The sequence below is a fragment of the Streptomyces graminilatus genome (assembly GCF_001418565.1).
Taxonomy (GTDB): Bacteria; Actinomycetota; Actinomycetes; order Streptomycetales; family Streptomycetaceae; genus Streptomyces; species Streptomyces graminilatus.
Window position 1 is genome coordinate 1 of sequence record NZ_LIQQ01000217.1, and the last position, 4,728, is coordinate 4,728.

The 4,728-nt window shown below is 70.5% G+C and carries 3 protein-coding genes, 1 rRNA gene and 1 pseudogene; 4 read left to right on the forward strand and 1 reads right to left on the reverse strand.

The window, feature by feature from the left end; translation table 11 throughout:
• Positions 1 to 106 precede the first annotated feature (106 nt).
• From rrf to AOK08_RS46605, 3 genes and pseudogenes are all read left to right on the forward strand, one after another.
• Positions 107 to 223, forward strand: a 5S ribosomal RNA gene (gene rrf / locus AOK08_RS19365).
• Positions 224 to 366: 143 nt separating this feature from the next.
• Positions 367 to 1,836: pseudogene (locus AOK08_RS49105) on the forward strand (hypothetical protein); the annotation flags it as partial.
• 81 nt (positions 1,837 to 1,917) lie between these two features.
• On the forward strand, positions 1,918 to 2,739 hold the full coding sequence (locus AOK08_RS46605) for a tetratricopeptide repeat protein (protein ID WP_055527495.1): 822 nt from the start codon (positions 1,918 to 1,920) through the stop codon (positions 2,737 to 2,739).
• 56 nt (positions 2,740 to 2,795) lie between these two features.
• On the opposite strand, the gene AOK08_RS19380 is transcribed toward AOK08_RS46605, so the two are convergent.
• Positions 2,796 to 4,100, reverse strand: coding sequence for a DUF1015 domain-containing protein (locus AOK08_RS19380; RefSeq protein WP_055527499.1), 1,305 nt, complete (start codon positions 4,098 to 4,100; stop codon positions 2,796 to 2,798).
• A gap of 73 nt (positions 4,101 to 4,173) precedes the next feature.
• Between AOK08_RS19380 and AOK08_RS19385 the strand changes: the two genes are divergently transcribed.
• Positions 4,174 to 4,728, forward strand: a 555-nt coding sequence (locus AOK08_RS19385; RefSeq protein ID WP_479683325.1) for an HAD family hydrolase, incomplete at its 3' end; no start/stop codon positions are given.

The following is a 4,728-nucleotide window of genomic DNA, read 5'->3' on the forward strand; positions in this document are numbered from 1 at the left end:
GTTGCTCGCGTCCACTGTGTTAGTTCTGAGACAACGAACAGTTGTCGGCTTTCGAGCTAGAACATCTAACTGAAGAGTGTGCTTGTTCGCTCGAAACCAATAGGGTTTCGGTGGTCATAGCGTGAGGGAAACGCCCGGTTACATTCCGAACCCGGAAGCTAAGCCTTTCAGCGCCGATGGTACTGCAGGGGGGACCCTGTGGGAGAGTAGGACGCCGCCGAACAATCTTTGGAGGACCCCTGGTCCCAGCGTTCACGCTGGGACCAGGGGTCCTTTTGTTTTTTCAGCAAGCACACCGCCCGGAGCGCGTCGGCAAGTCGGCTGCGCGAGAATGACCTGCGGTACCTAAGACAGGAGTCACCCATCATGTCCACCAACTCTCCCGACGAGCGCCCGGAGCGCGACCAGCGCCGCCGGGACAGTGGTGACCGCAACGATCGTGGCGATCGTGGCGGGTTCCGTGGGGCTCCGCGCCGCGACAACGACCGCCGTGACGACCGTGGTGGTTCCGACCGAGGCGGCCGACCCGCCGGTGGTGGTTACGGTCGCCGTGACGACCGACCGGCGGCTCCCCGTCGTGACGACCGGGGCGACCGGCCCGCCGGCGGAGGCTTCCGCCGCGACGACAACCGGGGTGAGCGTGGCGGTTTTCCGCGCCGCGACGACCGCCGCGATGACCGCCGTGACGGAGATCGCGGGACCCGTCCTGCTTTCCAGCGCGACAATCGTTCGGACCGGCCCGAGCGCTCGGACCGTCCGGCGGGGCCCCGTCGTGACGACCGGGGGGACCGTCCCGCGTTCCGGCGGGACGACAACCGTGGTGGTAGCGGTGACCGCGGCGGCTTCGCTCGGCGTGATGACGACCGTGGTGGGTTCCGTGGGCGGAGTGATGACCGTGGTGGTCGTCCCGCTGGTGGTGGGTTTGCTCGTCGTGACGACCGTCCGGCCGGTGGTGGGTTCCGTCGGGACGATGACCGTGGTGAGCGTCCCGGTTTCCGTCGCGATGATGACCGTGGTGGGTTCCGTGGGCGCAGTGATGACCGTGGTGGTCGTCCGGCCGGTGGTGGGTTTGCTCGTCGTGACGACCGTCCGGCCGGTGGTGGGTTCCGTCGGGACGATGACCGTGGTGAGCGTCCCGGTTTCCGTCGCGATGACGACCGCGGTGGGTTCCGTGGGCGCAGTGACGACCGTGGCGGCCGTCCCGCCGGCGGTGGCTTCCGTGGGCGGGACGATCGCTCGGCGGCTCCCCGTCGCGATGACCGCCGCGATGACCGCCGGGACGACCGACGCGATGATCGCCGTGACGGAGACCGTCCCGGTTTCCGTCGCGATGATGACCGTGGTGGGTTCCGTGGCCGTAGTGATGACCGTGGTGGTCGTCCGGCTGGCGGTGGGTTTGCTCGTCGTGACGACCGTCCGGCCGGTGGTGGGTTCCGTCGGGACGACGATCGTGGTGAGCGTCCCGGTTTCCGTCGGGACGACGATCGCGGTGGGTTCCGCGGGCGGAGTGATGACCGTGGTGGTCGTCCCGTCAGTGGTGGTGGCTTCCGGCGTGATGACGAGCGCCGTGACAACGACCGTGGTGGCTTCCGTCGGGACGACAGCCGAGGCCGGGACGACAACCGTGGCGAGCGCGGCGGGTTCGTCCGTCGGGACGATGACCGTGGTGGGTTCCGTGGGCGCAGCGACGACCGCGGCGGCCGTCCGGCCGGCGGTGGCTTCCGTGGGCGTGACGACCGTGGAGGTCGGCCCGGTGGCGGCGGCGGTTACCGGGGACGTGACGACAGCCGGGGCGACGACCGGCGTGGTGGCGGGTTCCGTGACGAGCGTGACCGGGACCGGGAGCCGATCAAGCGGCTGCCGATCGACGAGGACGTCACGGGCGACGAGATCGACAAGGACGTACGCCAGGAGCTCATGAGCCTGCCCAAGGGGCTGGCCGAGGAGGTTTCCAAGAACCTGGTGATGGTCGCCCGGCTCATCGACGAGGACCCCGAGGGTGCCTACGGGTACTCGCGGGTGGCCCTGCGGCTGGCCTCGCGTGTGGCCGCCGTACGAGAGGCGGCCGGGTTCGCCGCGTACGCGAACCAGAAGTACAGCGAGGCGCTGGCCGAGTTCCGGGCGGCGCGGCGGATGACCGGGAACGTCGAGCTGTGGCCTGTCATGGCCGACTGCGAGCGTGGGCTCGGGCGGCCGGAGAAGGCGCTGGAGATGGCCGGGGCGCCCGAGGTGCACAAGCTGGACAAGGCTGGGCAGGTCGAGATGCGGCTCGTCGCGGCCGGTGCCCGGCGTGACATGGACCAGCTCGACGCGGCCATCGTGACCCTGCAGAGTCCCGAGCTGGCCTCCAACTCCGTACAGCCGTGGACCGCGCGTCTGCGGTACGCGTACGCCGACGCGCTGCTCGCCGCCGGGCGTGAGGACGAGGCCCGGGAGTGGTTCGCCAAGGCCGTCGAGTCCGACAAGGACGGCAGCACCGACGCCTCCGACCGGCTCGCCGAACTGGACGGAGTGGCGTTCGTCGACGCCTTCGACGAGGACGAGGACGAGGACGCGGACGACGAGCTGGAGGGGGACGAGGGCGACCTTGATGACAAGGGCGTCGAGTCCCTTGAGGTCGAGTCCGCCGACGTCACCGAGGCTGTCGAGCCGGTTGCAGAGGCTGTGGTTGAAGCCGACGACGACAGTGACGACGCTGACGACAGTGCTTCGGATGACGCCGAGGGCGACAAGCGCTGACCTGCGGTAGTCGGTGAAGGGCGGGATCCCGGACAGGGGTCCCGCCCTTTCGCGTTTCAGGGGGACAGTGTGCGCAGGACCAGGCCCGAGGCCGGTTTGGGGCCGAAGGACGTCGACTTGCGGGGCATCGTGACGCCCTGGCGGGCCAGGTCCCGTACGACCTCCTCGCGGACCGGGTGCATCAGGACGGCCGTACCGCCGTCCTGTTCCGCCTTCTCCACGGTCGCCGCAGTGTCGTGGATGTACGCGATGCGGGCCGGTGAGTCCTCGGGGATGTGCCAGATGTGGTCGAGGAGCGTGGCGTGCAGGACCGTAGCGTCCAGGGCGCGCCAGGCCTGCGGGCGGTCGGCCGGGATCGTACGGGCCAGAAGGGCCGGATCCGGACGGTCCAGGAGGTGGAAGGCGCCGTCGCCGGCCAGGAGGAAGGCGTTGCCCGCGCCGGCCGCCTCCGCCAGGGCGGTGAGGGCCTCGGGGAGCGGGACTTCCAGGTGACGTACCCGGAAGTGGCCGTCCAGGGCCGCCAGGGCCTCGCCGACCGGGAGTCCGTGGAGAAGGCGGTGGATCGCGCGGACGCGCAGGGGATAGCGGGCGCTGTCCACGAGGAGTACCAGGCCGTGGTCCCAGGGGCTGGGGGACGGATGCTCCGCGCGTAGACGCAGATATGTGGCCCAGCGGTGATGTCCGTCGGCGATGAGAGCCTGGTGGTGTGTCAGGTCCGCCTGGATCCCGGCCAGTTCGGCGGGGTCGGTGATCGCCCAGAGGCGGTGGCCGAAACCGTCCTCCGTGGTCGTCGAGAGCAGTGGCGGGCGGTCGGCCGCGCGTTCGACCACCGTGCTCGTGGTGCACGGCGACGCGGTGGCCGAGTCGTCGCTCCGGTAGGTCAGGAGCAGGGGTTCCAGGTTCGCGTAGGTGGCGCGCATCAGCGCCGTCCGTTCCGCCACCACGTGCGGCATGACGTCCTCGTGCGGCAGGACGACACCCTCCGACGGCTCCGACAGGCGCAGGGCGCCGATGACCCCGCGTTGCAGGTGGCCGTCCGTGTCGCGCTGTTCGTAGACGTACAGGGCCGGTTCGGGGTCGACGGTCAGGATGCCCTCGGCCAGCCAGTCGTCCAGGGTGTCCGCCGCCTGTTCGTTGCGGATCGACGGGGTGGCCGCCTGGGGGAGGATCAGCCGGACGATGTTGTGCGGGTCGGCCGATTCGAGGTGTATCAGGCCGTCCGGGCGCACGACGACGTCGTACGGCGGAGAGGTCACGGCGGCCAGGCTGCCGACCCGGTCGGGGTCGTAGCGCAGCCCCCGGAAAGGGGTCAGTTGAAGGCCCATGCAAGCCGGTACGTCCGCGGGACCTGCAGTGTTCATTGATGCATCGTAGGGCTGTCAGTGGCATGGGGGATGATCGGGGGAAAGCCGGTCGAACGAGGAGCGACGCACAATGAGCCAGACCGTCAGGACGCGGCCCGAGGGCAGCGCGCGAGTCCTCAGCGAGGCGTACGACACGGCGCTGCTCGATCTCGACGGGGTGGTGTACGCGGGGGGCAACGCGATCGCGTACGCCGTCGAGTCGCTCGGTGTCGCGCGGGACGGCGGGATGCGGCTCGCTTATGTCACCAACAACGCGTTGCGGACGCCGGACGCGGTGGCCGGACACCTCACCGAGCTGGGCATAGCGACGGAGGGCTCGGACGTCATCACCTCCGCTCAGGCGGTGGCCCGGCTGATCGCCGACCAGGTGCCGGCCGGGGCGCGCGTGCTGGTGATCGGCGGGGAGGGGCTGCGGGTCGCGCTGCGCGAGCGGGGGCTCCAGCCCGTCGAGTCGGCGGAGGACGAGCCGGTGGCGGTCGTGCAGGGGTACGGCGGGCCCGAGCTGCCCTGGGGGCGGTTCGCGGAGGCGTGCTACGCCATCGCGCGCGGGGTGCCCTGGTACGCGTCCAACACCGACCTGACGATCCCCGGCGCACGCGGGATCGCGCCGGGCAACGGGGCCGCG